The organism is Kitasatospora sp. NPDC057904 (assembly GCF_042887925.1).
GTDB lineage: Bacteria > Actinomycetota > Actinomycetes > Streptomycetales > Streptomycetaceae > Kitasatospora.
Window position 1 is genome coordinate 294,956 of the sequence record NZ_JBHVOL010000003.1, and the last position, 18,645, is coordinate 313,600.

The 18,645-nt window shown below is 73.2% G+C and carries 15 protein-coding genes; 5 read left to right on the top strand and 10 right to left on the bottom strand.

Annotation, left to right across the window (positions count from 1 at the left end; translation table 11 throughout):
- Positions 1 to 83: 83 nt before the first annotated feature.
- On the bottom strand, positions 84 to 1,829 hold the full coding sequence (locus ACFVSN_RS10085) for a glycosyl hydrolase family 18 protein (RefSeq protein WP_387954416.1): 1,746 nt from the start codon (positions 1,827 to 1,829) through the stop codon (positions 84 to 86).
- A 458-nt stretch (positions 1,830 to 2,287) separates the two neighbouring features.
- On the opposite strand from ACFVSN_RS10085, the gene ACFVSN_RS10090 reads away from it, so the two are divergent.
- Complete coding sequence (locus tag ACFVSN_RS10090) at positions 2,288 to 3,658, top strand: hypothetical protein (protein ID WP_387954418.1); 1,371 nt, start codon at positions 2,288 to 2,290, stop codon at positions 3,656 to 3,658.
- A gap of 110 nt (positions 3,659 to 3,768) precedes the next feature.
- Here the strand turns inward: ACFVSN_RS10090 and ACFVSN_RS10095 are convergent, their stop codons facing one another.
- From ACFVSN_RS10095 to ACFVSN_RS10135, 9 genes are all read right to left on the bottom strand, one after another.
- Positions 3,769 to 4,356, bottom strand: a complete 588-nt coding sequence (locus ACFVSN_RS10095) for a hypothetical protein (protein ID WP_387589609.1) — start codon at positions 4,354 to 4,356, stop codon at positions 3,769 to 3,771.
- A gap of 155 nt (positions 4,357 to 4,511) precedes the next feature.
- Positions 4,512 to 5,486, bottom strand: coding sequence for an ABC transporter substrate-binding protein (locus ACFVSN_RS10100; RefSeq protein ID WP_387954420.1), 975 nt, complete (start codon positions 5,484 to 5,486; stop codon positions 4,512 to 4,514).
- Between the two features lie 162 nt (positions 5,487 to 5,648).
- Positions 5,649 to 6,338 (bottom strand): ABC transporter permease, encoded by a 690-nt coding sequence (locus tag ACFVSN_RS10105; protein WP_380445600.1) that lies wholly within the window; start codon positions 6,336 to 6,338, stop codon positions 5,649 to 5,651.
- The gene (locus ACFVSN_RS10110) at positions 6,335 to 7,003 is read right to left on the bottom strand and encodes an ABC transporter permease (RefSeq protein WP_387954422.1); all 669 of its coding nucleotides are present in this window, start codon (positions 7,001 to 7,003) and stop codon (positions 6,335 to 6,337) included. Before ACFVSN_RS10110 ends, ACFVSN_RS10105 begins: the two co-directional genes overlap by 4 nt.
- Positions 6,993 to 8,186, bottom strand: coding sequence for an ABC transporter ATP-binding protein (locus tag ACFVSN_RS10115; protein WP_387954424.1), 1,194 nt, complete (start codon positions 8,184 to 8,186; stop codon positions 6,993 to 6,995). The genes ACFVSN_RS10110 and ACFVSN_RS10115 overlap by 11 nt, the downstream gene beginning before the upstream one ends.
- 323 nt (positions 8,187 to 8,509) lie before the next feature.
- The gene (locus tag ACFVSN_RS10120; protein WP_380437341.1) at positions 8,510 to 8,896 is read right to left on the bottom strand and encodes a rhodanese-like domain-containing protein; all 387 of its coding nucleotides are present in this window, start codon (positions 8,894 to 8,896) and stop codon (positions 8,510 to 8,512) included.
- A complete protein-coding gene (locus ACFVSN_RS10125; RefSeq protein WP_387954426.1) occupies positions 8,890 to 9,471 on the bottom strand; it encodes a cysteine dioxygenase in 582 nt (193 codons plus the stop codon). The genes ACFVSN_RS10120 and ACFVSN_RS10125 overlap by 7 nt, the downstream gene beginning before the upstream one ends.
- Before the next feature lie 197 nt (positions 9,472 to 9,668).
- A complete protein-coding gene (locus ACFVSN_RS10130; RefSeq protein WP_380386513.1) occupies positions 9,669 to 9,746 on the bottom strand; it encodes a putative leader peptide in 78 nt (25 codons plus the stop codon).
- Positions 9,747 to 9,871: 125 nt separating this feature from the next.
- Positions 9,872 to 13,084 carry a hypothetical protein gene (locus tag ACFVSN_RS10135; RefSeq protein ID WP_387954428.1) on the bottom strand — a complete coding sequence of 1,071 codons (3,213 nt, stop codon included), beginning with the start codon at positions 13,082 to 13,084 and terminating at the stop codon, positions 9,872 to 9,874.
- A 503-nt stretch (positions 13,085 to 13,587) separates the two neighbouring features.
- On the opposite strand from ACFVSN_RS10135, the gene ACFVSN_RS10140 reads away from it, so the two are divergent.
- From ACFVSN_RS10140 to ACFVSN_RS10155, 4 genes are all read left to right on the top strand, one after another.
- Entirely contained in the window at positions 13,588 to 14,430 is an 843-nt protein-coding gene (locus ACFVSN_RS10140) for a nitrilase-related carbon-nitrogen hydrolase (protein WP_387954430.1), read from the top strand.
- An 11-nt stretch (positions 14,431 to 14,441) separates the two neighbouring features.
- Positions 14,442 to 15,872, top strand: a complete 1,431-nt coding sequence (gene hydA, locus ACFVSN_RS10145; protein WP_387954432.1) for a dihydropyrimidinase — start codon at positions 14,442 to 14,444, stop codon at positions 15,870 to 15,872.
- 95 nt (positions 15,873 to 15,967) lie between these two features.
- Positions 15,968 to 16,981, top strand: coding sequence for a TIGR03842 family LLM class F420-dependent oxidoreductase (locus ACFVSN_RS10150; protein WP_380499950.1), 1,014 nt, complete (start codon positions 15,968 to 15,970; stop codon positions 16,979 to 16,981).
- Positions 16,982 to 17,057: 76 nt separating this feature from the next.
- Complete coding sequence (locus ACFVSN_RS10155) at positions 17,058 to 18,581, top strand: NCS1 family nucleobase:cation symporter-1 (protein ID WP_387954434.1); 1,524 nt, start codon at positions 17,058 to 17,060, stop codon at positions 18,579 to 18,581.
- Positions 18,582 to 18,645: the final 64 nt, after the last annotated feature.

An 18,645-nucleotide genomic window follows, 5' to 3' on the forward strand; every position in this document is an offset into this window, starting at 1 on the left:
GATGTTGAAATCTGTCATCTGTTATCTGTCAGCTGTTATCCGTTACCGGTGATCCGTTTCCCGCTATCCGTCAGTCGGCCCTGTCAGCCGATCGCGAAGTCGTCGCCGTACACGTTCCCCTGCCCGTACCACCCGTGCAGGTAGACCGTCACGGTGCCGGTGGCGCCGGTGGTGAACGGGATGCTCAGCTTCGTCCAGCCGGCGGAGTTGGTCCAGGTGCTGGCGTTCGCCCCGCCGCTGACGCCGAGGTAGGCGTAGTTGCCCTGCACCCAGCCGCTCAGCGTGTAGCTGGTGTTGGGCTTCAGGGTGACGGTCTGGGTGCACTCGCCGGTCTGGCTCTCGGTCGGCGCGGCCTGCAGCGCGTACGAGCCGGAGTGGACCGGCGTGCTCACCACGGCACCCCCGCCCTGGCAGGTCCACGGGGCGAGGCTGCCGCTCTCCAGGCCGCCGTTGGCCAGACCGCCGGGAGGCGGAGTGCTGCCGGTGACGGTCAGCGTGTAGGTGGCGGTGTGCGTACCGGACGGAGCGCTCGCCTTCACCGTCAGCGGGTACGTGCCGGCCGCGGCCGCCGTCGTCGTCGTGACGCTGAGCGTGGCGCCGGTGCCGGCGGTGACGCTGCCGGGGGTGACGGTGGCGGTGACGCCCGCCGGGGCGCCGCTCACCGAGAGGCTGACGCTCTGCGCCGAGCCCGACGTCACGGCCGTCGCGATCGAGGCCGACGTGGAAGAACCGGCGGCCACCGTACCGGAGTTCGGGTTGACGGCCACCGAGAAGTCGTTCGTCGTCGGCGTGCCGCTCGTGAACGGCGCGAAGATGTGCGTGAAGTCCCAGGCGTTCTGGGCGATCCCGGAGCACGAGTCGTTCCCGGCCGTGCCCGGGCAGCCCCCGTTGTCGCGCTGGAGCGCCCAGAAGGACAGCGTGTTGAGGCCCTTCGACACCGCCCAGTTGTACACGGTCGTCGCGTTGGCCACGGTGAACGTCTCGGCCGCGCCGTAGTCGTCGATGCCGACCATCTCGGTGATCCCGATCGAACCCCACAGCTGCGCCGGGGACTTGCCGGGGTAGAGCGTGGCCAGCTGGTTGTACAGGCCCTGCGCGGAGGTCTGGGTGTCGGCGGCCATGTCGTGGGTGGCGCCGTCGTAGTAGTCGAAGGTCATCATGTTGACGACGTCGATCCGCGCGTTGTTGCCGATCGCGTTCCGCAGCACGGAGAGTCCGTTGTCGGCCAGTCCGCTCGTGGTGGTCGGCAGCGTGTACGAGAACTGGACGGAACGGCCGTTGGCCGCGGCCCAGTCCTGCACCAGCTTGATCGCCTTGTTGCGGCGGTCGATGCCCGCCGAGTCGGTGAGCGAGTTGTCCTCGATGTCGAGGTCGATCCGGCTGATGTCGTACGTCGTGACGAGGCTCTCGTAGGCGGCCGCGATCTGGTTGACGTCGGTACAACTGTCCGCGATCTCGGTGCCGTTGTGGTCGGCCGTGTAGCCGCCGAAGGACGGGATCACGTCCCCGCCGTTGGCACGGATGGTGGCGATGTCGGCGCCGAAGGTCGAGGAGGAGACGGGCTTCGAGGTGTCGCCGTTCCAGTACGGGGTGCACGAGCCCTTCGCGGAGGCCTGGAGGAAGGCCATCGTCAGGTACTTGGCGCCGGACTGCGCGGCCAGCGTGGCGGGGCTCTGGCCGGTCCAGGACTCGAAGTAGGGGGCGAAGACCCGGCTGGGGAGCGGGGTCGCGGCCTGGGCGGAGCCCGTCCCGGCGGCGACGAGGCCGGCCGAGGCGGCCAGCGTGGCACAGGCCGTCAGGGCCGCCTGGATGGTTCTGCGTAGACGCATCGATTCTCCAACAGACATGGTGGGGCAGGACGTTGGGGCGGCGCAGGGACGTACGGGTAGCGCGGCGGGGAGCGGGGCGGCGTGCTCGGGGCAGGCGGTGTCCGCGGACTCGCGCGGCGGCGAACGGCGGTGCGGGTGGTGCGGACGCGCGCGCCGGGCGGGTTCGGGGGGGGAGCGGAACAGGGCAGGGCGGTGCCTCGGCCGCCGGTGGTCACACCCCCACAGTGCATCCCGCTCGGATCGACATGCTTATGGTTGGACTAGACCACTTCTCTGTCAAGGTGCCTTGCGGTTCGTCACCGCACGGCCCCGGCCGCCGTCGGGAGCCGCCGAAGGCGGGCGGCCGGACCCAGGGCCGGTTATTGGATTGTGGACACCGAACCCCGTCCGGGAGGATCGGACCCTTGTCCGACAGGACGCCCGACACGGCACCACACCCACCCCGGAGGAACAGCCCTGTGACGACCCCCTCGCTGGACGAAGCCTGGCGCCACCTGGAAGCCGGCGACCCGCAGGCCGTCCTGCGCGAACTGCGCGCCCTCGCCGAGGACGTGCCCGCCGCCCAGGTAGCCCCGCTGGTCCAGCGGCTGGCCGCCGGCAGCGGCTTCGACGACCTGGCCGAGGCCGCCGCCCGCCTCGCCACCGCGAGCGGGGAAACCGCCGGGAGCGCCACCGGGGCCGGCACCCCCGACGCCGTCGCCCTCTACAAGTACGGCTACGCCTGCGTCGAACGCGGCGCCGCCTTCCTCGCCGCACCCGCGCTCGCCGAGGCCCTGCGCATCGCCACCGCCGAGGTCCGCGAGGGCGAGAAGACCAAGCGCGGCCTCTTCGGCCGCAGCAAGCCCGGCCCCGACAACCGCCTGCCGATCCTCGCCGAACTCGTCTCCGCCCTGGAGGACGAGGAACGGCACGCCGAGGCCGTCACCGCCCTGCAAGCCCACGAGTCCGTCCTCCGGGACTGGCCCGAGCGCTACCTCCTCGCCTACAACGCCCTGATGGCCGGAGACCGGACCACCGCCCGCACCACCCTCGACCGGCTCTCCGCCCCCGACGACCAGTGGCGCCCCGCCGCCGACCGCGTGCGCCGCGCCCTCGGCCGGGCCGACACCGTCGAGGCCGCCGCGTCCACCACGGACCTGTTGAACCGTCAGGACCTGCGCGGCTGGCACTTCGCCCTCACCGGCGGCCTGCTCGCCACCCTCTCCCCGTACGGGTTCACGGCGGGAATGACCGGCCGCTACGCCTTCCTCCAGGACTCCTACGGCCTGTGCCGGCACGGGCTGGAGCGGCTTCGCCTGCTCCTGGACGCCGCCGGTGTGCGCCCGCAGTCGGTCTCGCTGCTGCCGGGCCGGGCCGACCGGGCCCTCGGCCTCGCCGCCGCCGAGCTGCTCGGCCTGCCCGCCCGGCCGTACCAGCCGGGCACCGGGGACACCGTGGTCGTGGCCTACGACCTGAGCGACGTCGAGGGCATCGGCCCGGAAACGCTGACGGCGCTGCGCACGCGCTCCGCGGGCGAGGTGCTGTACGAGCACGCGACCTGCTGGACCGACACGCCGCCGGTCACCGCGGACGTGAGTGGCCTGCTCGGCCAGACCGTCGCCCCGCCGTGGCGGATGCTCGGCAACGAGCCGGACGAGCGCCCGGCCGAGGAGCTGACGGCCGAGATCCTGGCCGCCGACCCGGCCCCGGACGGCGGCGACGGCGAGACCCCGTCCGACCCGGACGAGGCGCTGGCGGCCTTCGCCCGCGCCGTGCGCGAACGCTGGCTGGACGGCCCGCGCGACCGCTGCCGCACGAGTGGTCCGGTGTCCAGCTCCCGCTTCCGGTAGGGCACTTGGGTGTGGGTGTCCGAGGTGCCACGGCCGCGCGTCTGCTGACGACGCGCGGCCGCGGCGGCCCGGCGCTCAGGACACCGGGCGCGCGGGGGCGCCGCGCCGGGTCAGGCCGGCGGCGGGCAGAGGGTCGTGCGCAGCGCCTCGTTGATCTTCGCGGCCTTGTCCGGCCCGAAGCCCTGCGGGTGGTCGGGGGTGGTGAAGCGCTGGTCGGCCAGTTCGACCAGCTTCGCCTTGTCCTTGGGGAACTGGTACATCGACTGGCACTGGCTGCGGGCCCGGTCGATGGCCTGGTCGGGCTTGCCGCCGACGATCGCCGGGTCGATCGCGTCCAGCGCGGCGACCAGCTTGGCGGTGACGTCGGTGCCCGGTTTGGCGGGCATTCCGGCGTCGGTGGGCGGCGCGGGCTTGGCCGGCGCCGACCCGCCCGCGGTACCCGAACCGCCGGTCGCGCCCGAACCTCCGGACGCGTCCCCGGCGGCGGAGCCCGTCGAGGCGTCCGCGGGCGGGGTGGCTCCGGGGGCGGGGGTCGCGGTGGCGGAGGCGGCGGCCGAAGTGGGGGAGGCAGCCGCGGACGTTGAGGTGCCGGTGCCCGCTCCGGAGCCCGAGGCGGAAGTCGAGCCGGAGCTGGAACACGCGGCGAGGCTCACCGCGGCGAAAGCCGTGAGGGTGGCGGCGAGGAGACGAGTGCGCATGGCGTCACACTGTCATGTTCGCGGCGCGGGAGGGAAGGCCCTCAGGCTGGGGTAACGGTGGGCGGCGAACAGCTGACAGATAACAGATGTTGAAATCTGTTATCTGTCAGCTGTTACCTGTTACCCGTCATCTGTCGGCGGTCGCCCGCAATCCGTCAGCCCAGCCCGTTGGCCTTCAGCCAGTCCTTGGCCACCGCGGACGGGTCCTCCTTGTCGACCGACACGCGCTTCGTCAGCGCCGTCAGCCCGGTCGTGTCGAGCTTGGCCGACACCGCGTTGAGCGCGGCCGTCGCCGTCGGCCCCACCCCGGCCTTGTTGACCAGCGGGGTGACGTTCTGCGCGCCGAAGACGCCCTTCGGGTCGGCCAGCGGGACGAGCTTGAACTGGACGATCTTCGGGTCGGTGGTGAACACGTTGCCGACCTGGATGGCGCCGTCCTTGAGCGCGTTGGCCGTCGTGTCGCCGGTGGGCTTCCACTCCTTGAAGGTCAGTCCGTAGACGTCCTTGAACTGCTGCTCGCGGCGGGACTTGAATTCCGGCGGCCCGCCGATCGTGAACTCGCCCGCCTTGGCGGCCAGGTCGGCGACGGTCTTGAGCCCGTACTTGTCGGCGGTCTCCTGAGTGACGCTGAGGGAGTCCTTGTCCTCGGCGGGGGAGGAGTCCAGGATCCCGAGCGAGGCCGGCAGGGTCTTGGTCAGCGCCGCGTTGACGTCGTCCTTGGCGGTGGCGGTGGACTTGGCGTCCAGGTAGGCGAGCAGGGCGCCGTTGTACTCGGGCAGGACGGTGAGGTTGCCGCTCTGCAGCTGCCCGTAGAGCACCTCCCGGCTGCCGATGTTGAACTTCTCCTCGACCTTGACGCCCTTGGCCTTGAGCGCCTGCGAGTAGATCGAGCCGAGCAGCACGTTCTCGGGGAAGTTCGCGGAGCCGACCACGACGGTCCCGCCGTCGCCGGCGCCGCCGCTCGCACCCCCGCTCCCGGCGGCCGTGCTCGCGCCGCCGCCGGCTGCCGCCGAGGACGAGCCGCTGTCGAGCGGGTTCCCGCCGGAGGAGCCGCAGGCGGTGGCGCCGAGGGCGAGGGCAGCGAGAGTGCCGAGGACGGCGGCGCGCCTGGTTCTGCGAATTGTCGACATGGTGACAGGTGTCCTTCCGAGACGATGGAGACAGAGGTTCAGGGGATCCGGCCGCGGACCCGCATCAACGGGCCCAAGGCAATGGGCTCAAGGCGACGGGGCAAAGCCGACGGGCCGAAGCCAACGGGCGCGAGTCGGCAGGTCAATGCCGGCTGGCCGAAGTCAGCGGGTCCGGTCGGCGGCCCGGCGCTGGGCGCGCACCCCGCGCGGCAGCGCGTACCGGGCGAGCAGGACGAAGAGCAGCTGGGCGGCGACCGCGAGCAGCACCACGAGCACCGCGCCGCCCGCCGTCACCGCGTACTTGCGGGTGGCCAGCCCGTCGAACACGTACCGGCCGAGGCCGCCGAGCCCGACGTACGCGGCCACCGTCGCGGTCGCGATGACCTGGACGGCCGCCGTGCGGAAGCCCGCCAGCAGCGTCGGCGCCGCGGACGGCAGGCACACCTGCCACAGCACCTGCGGGTGGGTCAGCCCGATGCCGCGCGCCGCGTCGCGCACGTCCGGGTCGGTGCCGCGCACTCCCTCGACGGCCGCGACCAGCAGCGGCGGGGCCGCGAGCGCGACCAGCGGGACGAGCACCGCCGTGTCGCCGACCCCGGCGAGCAGCACCGCGAGCGTGACCAGCCCCAGGGTGGGCAGCGCGCGGGCGAACCCGGCCAGCGCCGTGACGGCGGTGACGCCGCGTCCGGTGTAGCCGATCAGCAGCCCGAGCGGGACGGCGACGAGCGCGGCGAACAGCAGCGCCTCACCGGAGAACGCCAGGTGCTCGGCGATCCGGTGCGCGATCGAGTCCGGACCGCTGCGGTGATCCGGGTCGGAGAAGAAGTCGCTCAGCCACGAGAGCCAGTTCACCGGCCCGCTCCCTTCTCGCGGACGGCCCAGGGCGCGAGCAGCCGCCGCACCCCCACCAGCACCAGGTCGACGGTCAACGCGAGTGCCGCGATCAGCGCGATGCCGGCCACGATCGGGGTCGGGAAGGTGCGCTGGAACCCGTCCATGAACAGGTAGCCGAGCCCGCCGCGCCCGACCAGCGCGCCGACGCTCGCCAGCGAGATGCTGGACACCGCGGCGACCCGCAGTCCGGCGATCAGGTACGGCACGGCGGCGGGCAGTTCGACGGCGGTCAGCCGGTGCCACGGCCCGTAGCCCATGGCGGTGGCGGCCTGCCGGACGGCGTCCGGCACGGCGCGCAGCCCGTCGACGGTGGTGGGCAGGAGCACGGCGAGCGCGTAGAAGGTGAGCGGGATCATGACGGTGGCCTGCGTGGCGAGGCCGGTGTACGGGATGAGCAGCATGAAGACGGCCACGGCGGGCAGTGCGTAGACGATGTTGAAGACGGCGGCGAGCGGCTGGTAGGCGCGGGGGAAGCGGGCGCAGGCCAGGCCCAGCGGGACGGCGACCAGCAGGCCGATGAGCACCGGGACCAGGGCGATCACGGCGTGGTCGGCGAGCAGGTTGCCGAGGTAGCCGAGGTGGTCGCCGATCCAGTACCAGCGGACGATCGGTTCATCGTCCACCGGTGGCCCCGCCCTTGCCGTCCGCCGCGCTCTTCGCCTCGGCCTTCTCCCCGTCCCTCTCCCCGTCCCTCTCCTCGCCCTTCGCCTCACCCTTCGCCTCGCCCTTCACGAGTGTCCCGGTGTCGCTCGGGGCGGCGGCGGCCGTGCCGCCCGGCGCCGTCAGGGCGCGGAGGACGGCCTCGCGGTCCGCCGTGCCGGTGGCCCGGCCGTCGGAGTCGAGGGCCACGGCGGCCCCGGCGGGGGAGAGGACGGCGGCGTCGAGCGCGGTGCGCAGCGTGTCGCTGTCCGGCCGGTAGCCGGGGGCCGGGCGCAGTTCGGCGGTGGGGGCGTCGCGGTCGATCCAGCCGATCGGGCGGCGCTCGTCGTCCAGTGTCAGCTCCCAGCCGCCGAAGCGCAGTCCGCCGGCCAGTGGGCGGGTGGCGACGGTGCTCGCCGGGCGCAGGCCGAGGCCGCGCAGGCCACGATCCCGGCCCAGGAAGGCGGCGACGTCGTCGTCGGCGGGCGCGGTGAGCAGGGTGTGCGGGTCGGCCAGCTGGGCGATCCGGCCCTGGCCGCGCAGCACGACGACCTGGTCGCCGAGCCGGACGGCCTCCTCGATGTCGTGGGTGACGAACAGCACCGTCTTGTGCAGTTCGGACTGGAGGCGCAGCAGCTCCTCCTGGAGCCCGGCGCGCACCACCGGGTCGACGGCGCTGAACGGCTCGTCCATCAGCAGCACGGGCGGGTCGGCGGCCAGGGCGCGGGCCACGCCGACGCGCTGCTGCTGGCCGCCGGAGAGCTGGAACGGGTAGCGCTTGGCGGTCTCGGGCGCGAGCCCGACGAGGTCGAGCAGTTCGGCGGCCCGGGCGCGGGCCCTCTTGCGGTCCCAGCCGAGGAGGTAGGGCACGGTGGCGACGTTGTCGATCACCTTGCGGTGCGGGAAGAGCCCGGCCTGCTGGATCACGTAGCCGATGCCGCGGCGCAGCTTGGCGGGTTCCAGCCCGGCGACGTCCGCGCCGTCCAGCAGCACCCGGCCCGAGGTGGGCTCGACCATCCGGTTGACCATGCGCAGGAGGGTGGTCTTGCCGCACCCGGACGGTCCGACCAGGACGGTTATCCGTCCGGTCGGCACGTCCAGGTCGAGGCCCTCGACGGCGATGGTGCCGTCGGGGTGGCGCTTGCCGGCGCCGTCGAATCTGATCACGGGGAGTTTCCTCGTCCGGGCGCCCCGCGGTGGCGGCGCCGTTGGTCGGTCTGTCGTCGGTCTCTCGGTTGATGGCGGTTTTGTCGACAAACGGTGGCGGTGCGGACCGCGGTGGTGTCTGTCGGATCTCCTGCCCGGGCGTTCTTCCGCCCGCGTGGCTGCCCGGCTTCGGACCGGCGGAAACTCTGATCAGACTATGACTTACATCATCTCCTGTCCCTTGTTCACCGCCTGTCACGAGGAGCGGAGCCGCTGCGGCAGGGCTCCGTCGGGGAGTCAAGCCGGTCGGTCGTGCCGCTGTTCAGTCGTCGTCGAGCCGCCGTTCAGCCGCCCTGACGGGTCGGCAGTCCGGCCGCCGCCCAGCCGACGAAACCGCCGTCCAGGTCGGTCGCCCGGTGCAGCCCCAGTTCGCGCAGCGACGCCGCGGCCAGGCTCGACGCGTACCCCTCCGAGCACACCACGATCCACTCGACGTCGTACCCCGACGCCTGCGGGATCCGGTGGCCGCCCGTCGGGTCCAGCCGCCACTCCAGCACGTTGCGCTCGATGATCAGCGCCCCGGGGATCTCCCCCTCCGCCGCCCGCTGCGCCGCCGGACGGATGTCCACCAGCAACGCGCCGTCCAGCTGCGCCTGGTACGCCTCCCGGGCGCGCGGGCGGTACACGCCCTCGCGGGCCCGCTCCACCAGGTCGTCGATCGTGGTCACCACTGTTCCGGTCCTTCCTCGGAGGTGCGGACGAGCCCGCCGGCCCGCAGGTCGTAGTGCGCCATCGAGCTCAGCGGGGGCGAGTAGGCGTGCAGGGTGACGGCCGGGCCCGACGCCGTGTTGCGCACGTCGTGCACGTACTCGGGGCCGAAGGCGCGGGCCGTCCCCGCCGGGACGCGGCGGATCAGCAGGCCCTGGTCCGGGCCGCGGAGCGAGAGCTCCTCCAGTTCGCCGAGGGCGACGGTGAAGGCGCCGCGCGAGCCGCCGTGGTCGTGGAAGCCGGTGGACTGGCCGGGCAGCCAGCTGATCAGCCACACCTCGTGGTCGTCGTCGGCCACCAGGCGCCGGTACCAGCGCTCGTCCGTCGACAGGCGGACGTGGTGGATCCACTGGTCGGGCCGCTCGGCGAGCTCGCGGACGATCGCGCGCAGGGCGTTCGGGGTGAGCGGCGCGCGGGCTTCCTCGACGGCTGTGTCGGCGGCGGCGTGGGTGTCGGCGGCGTACGTGGCGTCGGTGTTCGTGGCGGCGGCGTGCGTGGCGGCGGTGGGTGGACGGTCGGGGGCGAGGTCCAGGCTCATGGGGCGTCCTCGGGTGCGGCGGGAACGTCGGGAGGGTGCGCCCGCCGTCCGGGAGCCGCGGCGGAGCGGTGCCGAAGGAGCGGCACGGCAGCGCGAGGGGTGCACCGGGCGGGGGGCGGGTTCAGAACTGCGGATGCGGGTGCGCGGCGCGGGCCCTGGCAGACGTCACAGGGCGGAACCGGCGCGGAGGGGCAAGGTCAACAGGCACACATGGAGCTCGCCTGGCGTCGCAGATCGACGTGCAGGCGGCAGACCAGGGTGGTGCCGGAATCCATGGTCCGGATCCTTCCCGACCCGCGCGGCGGGAGTCAAGCGGGACCCGCAGTGCGTCCATACCTCGGACCAAGGCTGCTCACACCTCGGACACCACGCTCCTTCCACCCTCGTCTCCAGGCCCGCGTCACCCCTCGGCAGAGCGCCGCGGCGCCGGGGGAGTGACGGCCGATCGGGCCGTACCGGCGCTGCCCGGCGACTGCGCCGGTACGGGCCCCGCCCCGCCACCCGCCACCCGCTGCGCCGCCAGCGCGGCCTCGACCAGCGGAGCCGCTTGGTCGCCCAGATAGCGGCCCAGCGTCTGGTACGCGTCGAACTGCCGGTGGTCGAACCACTGGTCGCTGGTCAGGTCGTTCGGGAACGCCGCGTTGCCCACCGCGTAGGACAGCAGCTCGTACGGCATGTCGGCGGTCAGGGCGGCCTGGACGACGATCAGCGTGCCGTGCCGGGCGTCATCGCTCCCACCGGATCCGCTCCCGCCGGATCCGTCCGCGCCGGATTCGCCCGCGCCGGCGAGACCCGCGAGCGGCACCGGATAGTGGATGTCCCCCGTGACCACCGCCCGCTCCGACAGCCGCGCGGACAGCTGCGCCGCGAGCCCCCGCAACCGCTGCGGCCCGTCCGACGACGCCCTGCCGTCAGCGGCCGCGGCCTGCGCTGCCTGGGTGGCCTGTGCCACCTGCTCCGCGGCGCTCCCCGGAATCAGCACCTCCGGATCGTGCAGCGTGATGACGACGCCCAGCTCCTCGCGCGCCAGCGTGATCGCGGCGGCGAGGTTGGCCGCGTACCCGGAGTCGCCGCTGGCGTCGATGCAGACCGCCGTCCGGACGCCGTGGCGCAGCAGCTCGACCAGGCCCAGGTTCTCGTAGTGCCCGCCGTCGGTGGTCAGCAGGAACCGGTCGTCCATCGGGAACCGCCCCGTCAGCTCCCGCAGTTGGTACTGCAGCCGCCGTACGGCCGGCTGCGCGGGGCGCCGCCAGTCCGGCACGCCGGACCAGTCCGGGCCCAGCACGGCCGGGTTGGGCAGCCAGGTGCCGAGCCGTGCGTTGGTGACCGCGAACAGCCCCTGGTACGCCCTGGACTGACGGCCCATCGCCGAGGAGAACGCCGCCCCCGAGACGGCCATCGCCGACTGCACGGTGAGGTCCCGGGCGATGTGCCGCCGGGTCCGCCGCTCCAGCAGGTCGGTGCGGGCGTAGCCGACGTCCGGACCGCCCACGTAGTCGTGCGACAGCGTGAAGGACACCGCCCGGCGGCCCGGCGGGGTGCGGGTGTCCCCGGAGAGGTTGGCCGCCGTCGAGAAGATCACCTGGGGGAAGTCCGGGTGCCGGGCGCCGTAGTGGCTGAGCCACGTCTCCTCGCGGAAGAAGTCGTACGGCCGGGCCACCACCGCGCCGCCCTCGGTGACCCGGCGGACCGCGAACGCCCTTGCCAGCCGCAGCCGGTAGAACGGGTGCAGGCTCATCCACGTCTGGTCCAGGTTGAGCCCGACCGCGCCGAGCACCAGCGGCAGCGCCACCTGCACGGGCGTCGGCCACGCGTACCCGGTGGCGACCGCCCAACCGAGCGCGAGCAGCGATCCGGCCGACAGGGCCGCCAGCGCCGCCCACACCACCACGTACTGGGGGAGGTTGGCGGTGAGGCCGCCGCCGAACCGGCCCGCCCCGCGCAGCGCCCCGGCGACCGCCGCCGCGCCCCGGCGGATCGTCCGGCGGTCGCGCCAGAGTATGCCGAGCAGCAGTGCGAGGTAGCTGAGCACGACGGTGAGGCTGAGCCCGGCACCGGTGAGCCGCGGGCCCGCGGCCAGCGCGGCCTGGAGCCGCACCGCGCTCCACGCCAGCGCGGGCACCGCGAGGACGCCGGTGGCCACCAGCGCGGCCAGTGCGAGGCTGCCCTGGAAGAGCCGGCGGAGCACGCGCGGCAGCATGGCGTCCCACCCGAGCGGGGGGAACACGAGCACCGAGAGCAGCCAGCACGCGGCGGCGGTGACGAGCAGGACGGTCAGGACGGTGACAGCAGGCGTGCGGAGGACCAGCGCCCCCGGCGACCCCGCCCCGCCGGTGCGCAGCCCGGCCGCCGCCAGGCCGTCCAGCGGGGTGACCGGCACGAGCCGGTAGAACCGGCTGAGCCCGAGGCCGACCACCAGGACGGCGGTGAGCAGCAGCGTGAACGCCGAGATCACGCCGCGCAGCAGCGTGCCGAGGGCGACCAGCCACTCGCCCGAGCCGTCGGCGATGTACTTGCCGTGGCGGCGGAGGTGGTCCTCCTCGGGGGAGCCGGGCTCCAGCACGGTGTCGGCCGTCAGGCCCGAGACGGCGTGCACGGAGGCGCCGGGCGCGGAGTCGCTGAGCGCGAGCTGCATCGCGCCGACCGCGTAGCCGCCGCCCGAGACGGAGACCAGGTACCGCGCCCGTCTCAGCCACGGCCGCAGCGACTGGAGCGCGCCGAGCGTGACGCAGGCCGAGCGGATGCCGCCGCCCGAGGCGCAGAAGCCCAGCTCGGCGGGTTCGCGCCCCGGCGGCACCCGGGAGCCGTCACGCCAACGGGCCTGGCCCGCCTGGGCGGTGGCGTCCGCGGCCGCCCCGGGAGGGGAGCCCGGTGCGCCGTTGTGCGGTGGCCACAGCGCCCCGTGCGTGGTGACGACCGGCCAGGGCGGGATCAGCGCGGGACGGTCGGGGGAGCCGCCGGGCGTCGCGTCCCCGTCCGGGCCCGGGGCCGTGACGGGTGGACGGGACCGCAGCCCCCGCACCGCTCGGACGGCGGTGACGGCGAGCGCCCCCGCGGCCGCGGCCCCGGCGGGCAGGAGCAGCAGCCACGCCGTGGTGGCCAGCCCCGAGGCGACGGCGAACGGCGCGTCCGAACCGTCCGGGCGGTCCAGGGCGCGGGCGAGCAGCACGTCCGCCGCGAAGGCGCAGCACGCCGCGAGCAGCCCGGCACCCCCGGTGGCGAGCGCGGTCAGCCGCCAGCGCGCCCGCCCGAACACGTACAGGCCGAGCAGCGCGGCGGCGGCCAGCGTCAGACCGGCGCCGCCGGTGAGCCAGGCGTCGGCCCGGAGGGCGGCCGGCCCGTCCCCGGCGCGGCCGCCGAGCGCCGCCAGCGCGGCCGTCCGCGAACCGGCCAGCCGCAGCGCCACCACCCCGCCGGGCGGCGCCATCCGGCGGAACAGCAGACCGCCGAGGGCGACGGGCAGCAGCGCGCCGAGCGCCAGCAGCAGACCCGCCCACGCCGGCACGGCGGGCGGGCCGGCCGGCGGATCCGCCCGCTGCGCCCACGCGAGCAGGCGGCCGGGACCGAGCCCGGGCGGCGCCTTGCGCACCGCCCTCCCGAGAGCCGTCGTCATGCCTGCCACCCCCTGATCCCCGGGCCCGCGCCGGCGGGCGAAGTCGCGCTGCGCCGCCGTACGGTAACGGTCCGAAGCGGCGTCCACGCGCGTTTTACCCACCTTGGCCGGAACCGGCACCCGGAACGCCCGGATTCACTCGAATGAGTAAGGAGCGCACTCCCGGGGTAGATGACCGATTCATCCCGTCCAGGCGGACCCGCGTGTCCGTGTAACAAGATCGCCCCGGACGCGTTACCCCCAACGTATTGTCAGGCCACCGAACCCGGCCTACGGTCGACAGATCGCAATTTCTACGCACGTAGACGCACGCCGCCGCACGCGGCTCCGCGTGGACGCACGCGGAGCCCCTGCCACGCCTGCCGAGCGTGCGCGGAAAGGCGCGCGGAGACCGTGCCGCGACCCCGCACACCGGCCTGCGCGCCGCAGGCCAGAGCCACCCCGTCAACCCTCACACCGCAGGCCCGGCTCCCCGGCCGGGCCCCGGAGTTGCGGAGGTACCCATGTCGCAGATCGTCCGTGCCGCGCTCGTCCAGACCCGCTGGACCGGCGACCAGGAGAGCATGATCGCCCTCCACGAGCGGTACGCCCGCGAGGCAGCCGCCCGGGGCGCGAAGATCATCGGTTTCCAGGAGGTCTTCAACGCCCCCTACTTCTGCCAGGTCCAGGAGCCCGAGCACTACCGTTGGGCGGAGGCCGTGCCCGACGGCCCCACCGTCCGCCGCATGCAGGACCTGGCCCGCGAGCTCGGTCTCGTCATCGTCGTCCCGGTGTACGAGGAGGAGCAGGCCGGGGTGTACTACAACACCGCCGCCGTGATCGACGCCGACGGCCGCTACCTCGGCAAGTACCGCAAGCACCACATCCCGCAGGTCAAGGGCTTCTGGGAGAAGTACTACTTCAAGCCCGGCAACCTCGGCTGGCCCGTCTTCGACACCGCCGTCGGCAAGGTCGGCGTCTACATCTGCTACGACCGGCACTTCCCCGAGGGCTGGCGCGCCCTCGGCCTCGCCGGCGCGCAGATCGTCTACAACCCCTCCGCCACCAGCCGCGGCCTGTCCGCCTACCTCTGGCAGCTCGAACAGCCCGCCGCCGCCGTCGCCAACGAGTACTTCGTCGCCGCCATCAACCGGGTCGGCACCGAGGAGTACGGCGACAACGACTTCTACGGCACCTCCTACTTCGTCGACCCGCGCGGCCAGTTCGTCGGCGAGGTCGCCTCCGACAAGGAGGAGGAACTCGTCGTCCGCGACCTCGACCTCGGCCTGATCGAGGAGGTCCGCCGGCAGTGGGCCTTCTACCGCGACCGCCGCCCCGACGCCTACGGACCGCTCGCCGAGGCCTGAGGAGCACCCCGATGACCACTCCCGACCCCCGCCACCGCACCGTCATCCGCGGCGGCCTCGTCATCACCGCCGCCGACGAACTCCACGCCGACGTCCTCATCGAGGGCGAACGCGTCGCCGCCCTCGCCACCACCGGCAGCTCCGCCGCCGGGGCCTGGACCGCCGACACCGTCATCGACGCCGCCGGCCACTACGTCATCCCGGGCGGCGTCGACGCCCACACCCACATGGAACTGCCCTTCGGGGGCACCGCGGCCTCCGACACCTTCGAGACCGGCACCCGCGCCGCCGCCTGGGGCGGCACCACCACCATCGTCGACTTCGCCGTCCAGCCCGTCGGCGGCTCCCTGCGCGAGGGCCTGGACGCCTGGCACGCCAAGGCCGACGGAAACTGCGCCGTCGACTACGCCTTCCACACCATCGTCTCCGACGTCACCGACGGCGTCCTCAAGGAGATGGACGCGCTCGTCGACTCCGGAGAGTCCACCTCCTTCAAGCTCTTCATGGCCTACCCCGGCGTGTTCTACAGCGACGACGGCCGCATCCTGCGCGCCATGCAGCGCGGCGCCGCGAACGGCGGGCTCGTCATGATGCACGCCGAGAACGGCATCGCCATCGACGTCCTCGTCGAACAGGCGCTCGCCGCCGGGCGCACCGCGCCCCGCTACCACGGGGAGGTGCGCCGCGAACTCCTGGAGGCCGAGGCCACCCACCGGGCCATCAAGCTCGCCCAGGTGGCCGGCAGCCCGCTCTACGTCGTCCACGTCTCCGCCGCCTCCGCCCTCGCCGAGATCGCCCAGGCCCGCGACGCCGGGCTCAACGTCTTCGGCGAGACCTGTCCGCAGTACCTGTTCCTCTCCACCGACAACCTCGCCGAGGAGGGCGCGGACGGCTTCGAGGGCGCCAAGTACGTGTGCAGCACGCCCCTTCGGCCGCGCGAGCACCAGGAGGCCCTGTGGCGGGGGCTGCGCGCCAACGACCTCCAGGTCGTCTCCACCGACCACTGCCCGTTCTGCTTCGCCGGGCAGAAGGAACTCGGGCGCGGCGACTTCTCCAAGATCCCCAACGGCCTTCCGGGCGTGGAGAACCGGATGGACCTCCTTCACCAGGCCGTCGTCGACGGGCACCTCACCCGCCGCCGCTGGATCGAGATCGCCTGCACCACGCCGGCCCGCATGTTCGGCCTGCACCCGCGCAAGGGCACCATCGCGCCCGGCGCCGACGCCGACATCGTCGTCTACGACCCCACCGCGGTGCAGACCGTCTCCGCCGCCACCCACCACATGAACGTCGACTACTCCGCCTACGAGGGACGCCGACTCACCGGCCGGGCGCGGACGGTGCTCTCGCGCGGCACCGTCGTCCTCGACGGCGACAGGTGGCTCGGCCGCGCCGGACACGGCACCTTCCTGCGCCGCGACACCTGCCAGTACCTGGTCTGACACCGCCCTTCCCTTCCCCTCCTCCTCCGGTCCGTCCGCCGCCCGGGCTCCTTCCGGCCCCGGGCGGCGGCCCCGTCCCCTTCCTGGAGCCACCGATGGACATCGGCCTCGTCCTGCAGACCGATCCGCCCGCCCGCCTGCTCGTCGACCGGATGATCCGCGCCGAACGGGCCGGGTTCAGCCACGGCTGGACCTTCGACTCCTGCGTCCTGTGGCAGGAACCCTTCGTCATCTACAGTCGCATCCTCGCCGAGACCGAACGGCTCACCGTCGGCCCGATGGTCACCAACCCCTCCACCCGCACCTGGGAGGTCACCGCCTCCCTCTTCGCGACCCTCAACGACATGTACGGCAACCGCACCGTCTGCGGCATCGGCCGCGGCGACTCCGCCATGCGCGTCGCCGGACGCCGCCCCGCCACCCTCGACCGGCTCTCCCACGCCATGCACGCCATCAAGGAGTTGGCCGAGGGACGCACCGTCGAGGTGGACGGCACCGAGATGCACCTGCCGTGGGTGCGGCCCGGCGCCTCCCTGCCGATCTGGATGGGGGCGTACGGGCCGAAGGCGCTCGCGCTGACCGGACGCCAAGCGGACGGATTCATCCTGCAGTTGGCCGACCCCTACCTCACCGAGTACATGGTGAAGGCGGTGCGGGCCGCCGCCGTCGAGGCCGGCCGCGACCCCGACAGCGTCACCATCTGCGTGGCCGCGCCCGCTTACGTCACCGCCGACGACTCGCCCGCCGCACTCGCCCACGCCCGTGAGCAGTGCCGGTGGTTCGGCGGCATGGTCGGCAACCACGTCGCCGACCTCGTCAACCACTACGGCGAGCACTCCGACTTCGTCCCGGACGCCCTCACCGACTACATCAAGGACCGCCAGGGCTACGACTACAGCCACCACGGCCGCGCCGGGAACCCCGACACCGCCTTCGTCCCGGACGGGATCGTCGACCGTTTCTGCCTCATCGGGCCCCCCGCGGCGCAGCTCGCGCGGCTGGAGGAACTCCGCTCGCTCGGCGTCGACCAGTTCGCCGTCTACGCGATGCACGACGCCGTCGAGGCCACCATCGACGCCTACGGGACGGACGTCATCCCGCAGTTGTGACGCGCGACCGCGCCGTGGCGCAAAGGCGGTCACGCCCTGCACGGACCACACCCGGGAACGGATAGGGGAGTTACCCATGGCCGACACCGCGACCACCGGCGGCGGACAACTGCAGCACTCCGACGGACGGGTCGAACTCGACCCGTCCAGAGGGGAGTTGCCGCCCAACGGATTCACCAACGACGACCTGCGGCCCGTCCCGGTGGCGCGGCGGACCTGGACCACCTACAACTTCCTCGCCCTCTGGGTCGGCATGGCCCACAACATCCCCTCATGGACGCTCGCCTCCGGCCTCGTCGCACTCGGCATGGACTGGAAGCAGGCCGTCCTCACCATCGCCCTCGCCAACCTCATCGTGCTCGCGCCGATGCTGCTCACAGGACACGCGGGCACCAAGTACGGCATCCCGTTCCCGGTGTTCGCCCGCGCCTCCTTCGGGCTGCGCGGCGCCAACCTGCCCGCCCTCATCCGGGCCGCCGTCGCGTGCGCCTGGTTCGGCATCCAGACCTGGATCGGCGGCGAGGGCATCTTCCTGCTCGCGGGCAAACTCCTCGGCGAATCCTGGCGCACCGCGGGCGAGTTCGGCGGCTACCCGTGGACGCAGTGGCTCTCCTTCCTGATCTTCTGGCTGATCGAGATGGCCATCATCGCCCGGGGCATGGAAACGCTGCGGCGCTTCGAGAACTGGGCCGCGCCCTTCGTCATCGTGGGCGCCCTCGCGCTCCTCGCCTGGATGGCCCTCAAGGCCGGCGGACTCGGGCCACTGCTCGACCAGCCGTCCCAACTCGGCTGGGGCGGCGGCTTCTGGAAGGTCTTCTTCCCGGCACTGATGGGCATGATCGGCTTCTGGTCGACGCTCTCGCTCAACATCCCCGACTTCACCCGCTTCGGCGGCAGCCAGCGCGCCCAGATCCGCGGCCAGGCCCTCGGCCTGCCCACGACGATGACGCTCTTCGCGCTGCTCTCCGTCCTCGTCACCTCGGGCTCGCAGGCCGTCTACGGCAAGCCGGTGTGGGACCCGATCGAACTCGCCGCGAAGATGGAGAGCCCGGTCGGCCTCCTCTTCGCGCTGCTCACCGTCCTGGTCGCGACGCTGTCGGTGAACATCGCCGCCAACGTTGTCTCACCCGCCTACGACCTCTCCAACCTGCTGCCCAGGTTCATCGGCTTCCGGACCGGGGCGCTCGTGACGGGCGTCGTCGGGATCGCGATCTTCCCGTGGAAGCTGATCTCCGACCCGCACGTGTACATCTACACCTGGCTCGGAGTGGTCGGCGGCCTGCTCGGCACGGTCGCCGGGGTGCTCATCGCCGACTACTGGGTGCTGCGCCGTACCCGGCTCCGGCTCGCGGAGCTGTACCGGCCGGGCGGGGCGTACTGGTACGCGGGCGGGTGGAACTGGCGGGCCGTGGCCGCGCTCGTGGTCGGCGGCGTGCTGGCGGTCGGCGGGTCGCACGGCGGGCCGTTCCCGGCGGACGGGCTGGTGCCGGCGCTAAGGCCGCTCGCCGATTACGGGTGGGCGGTCGGGTTCGCGGCGTCGTTCGTGCTGTACGCGGGGCTGGGGTGGCGGGGGAGGGGGCGGCTGATGGCGGACGACTGACAGATGACAGATAACAGATTTCAAACTCTGTTATCTGTCATCTGTCATCTGTTTGTTGTCACCT

Excerpts from the sequence above, each read along its gene's own strand:
- hydA (WP_387954432.1), top strand. The coding sequence starts at position 14,442 with ATGACCACTCCCGACCCCCGCCACCGCACCGTCATCCGCGGCGGCCTC.
- ACFVSN_RS10155 (WP_387954434.1), top strand. The coding sequence starts at position 17,058 with ATGGCCGACACCGCGACCACCGGCGGCGGACAACTGCAGCACTCCGAC.
- ACFVSN_RS10140 (WP_387954430.1), top strand. The coding sequence starts at position 13,588 with ATGTCGCAGATCGTCCGTGCCGCGCTCGTCCAGACCCGCTGGACCGGC.
- ACFVSN_RS10150 (WP_380499950.1), top strand. The coding sequence starts at position 15,968 with ATGGACATCGGCCTCGTCCTGCAGACCGATCCGCCCGCCCGCCTGCTC.
- ACFVSN_RS10135 (WP_387954428.1), bottom strand. The coding sequence starts at position 13,084 with ATGACGACGGCTCTCGGGAGGGCGGTGCGCAAGGCGCCGCCCGGGCTC.
- ACFVSN_RS10085 (WP_387954416.1), bottom strand. The coding sequence starts at position 1,829 with ATGCGTCTACGCAGAACCATCCAGGCGGCCCTGACGGCCTGTGCCACG.
- ACFVSN_RS10100 (WP_387954420.1), bottom strand. The coding sequence starts at position 5,486 with ATGTCGACAATTCGCAGAACCAGGCGCGCCGCCGTCCTCGGCACTCTC.
- ACFVSN_RS10130 (WP_380386513.1), bottom strand. The coding sequence starts at position 9,746 with ATGGATTCCGGCACCACCCTGGTCTGCCGCCTGCACGTCGATCTGCGA.
- ACFVSN_RS10125 (WP_387954426.1), bottom strand. The coding sequence starts at position 9,471 with ATGAGCCTGGACCTCGCCCCCGACCGTCCACCCACCGCCGCCACGCAC.
- ACFVSN_RS10095 (WP_387589609.1), bottom strand. The coding sequence starts at position 4,356 with ATGCGCACTCGTCTCCTCGCCGCCACCCTCACGGCTTTCGCCGCGGTG.